This window comes from Streptomyces anatolicus, assembly GCF_019400875.1.
Lineage (GTDB): Bacteria > Actinomycetota > Actinomycetes > Streptomycetales > Streptomycetaceae > Streptomyces > Streptomyces anatolicus.
Map to the genome: position 1 here is coordinate 1 of NZ_WMBF01000851.1, position 1119 is coordinate 1119.

At 77.8% G+C, this 1119-nt stretch carries 1 pseudogene; it reads left to right on the plus strand.

The features are described 5' to 3' along the window. Positions 1-1119: pseudogene (locus GKQ77_RS32950) on the plus strand (DNA-binding protein); the annotation flags it as partial.

Sequence of the window (1119 nt, forward strand, 5' to 3'; positions counted from 1 at the left end):
CCCCTCCCCCACCGGCCTCGGCCCGACCGTCGCCGAGGCCACGGCGGGCATGTCGCCGACCCGCGTCCAGGAGATCGTCGCGGCGGCGGGCCTGCCCACCACGCACGACCCCGTGTCGGCGGTCGGCGCGCTCACCGCGCTGTTCACCGACCGCACCCGTATGTCGGCGCTCCTGGACGAGGCGCCCGCCGAGTCGGTGGAGGTCCTGTCCCGCCTGGTGTGGGGCCCTCCCTACGGCCAGGTCACCGCGGACCCCGCCCGCCACCTGCGCTGGCTCCTGGACCGCGGGCTGCTCCTGCCCACCGCGCCGGGCACGGTCGTGCTGCCCCGCGAGGTCGCCCTGCATCTGCGCGCGGGCCGCGCGCACCGCACGCCCGAGCCGGTACCGCCGCCCGTGGCGGTGGCGCGCGAGCACCGTCCACAGGTTGTGGACGCCGCGGCGGCGGGCCAGGCGCACACCGCGCTCGCCACCATCGAGGAGCTGCTGAAGGAGTGGGACGAGGGCGGCCCCGCGGTGCTGCGCGCGGGTGGTCTGAGCGTGCGCGACCTGAAGCGGACCGCGGTCGCGCTGGACCTGCCCGAGCCGATGGCCGCGTTCTGGGTCGAACTGGCCTACGCGGCGGGCCTGGTGGCCTCCGACGGCGAGGCCGACGAGCGGTACGGCGCGACTCCCGCGTACGACGACTGGCAGGAGCTGCCCGCGCCCCAGCGCTGGGCCGCGCTCGCCACGGCCTGGCTGGCGGCGACCCGTACGGCCGGCCTGATCGGCGGCCGTGACGGCAAGGACCGCACGCTGTCCGCGCTGGGCCCGCATCTGGACCGCTCGGCGGCGCCGGAGGTGCGCGGCCGGGTCCTGGCTCTCCTCGCCGAACTCCCCGAGGGCGCCACGCCCGACCCCGAAGCGCTCCTGGCCCGCCTGTGCTGGGAACGGCCGTCCCCCTCGTCGCGGGACCTCCGCGCCCGCATCGCCCAATGGACGCTGAACGAGGCGGAGTTGCTGGGCGTCACGGGCCGCGGCGCCCTCTCGACCCACGGCCGAGCGCTGCTCACCGCCACTCCGGCACGCCCTTCGGCCCCCGAGCCCTCGGCGGGTCCCCCGCACACGGTCCCTGCCACCCC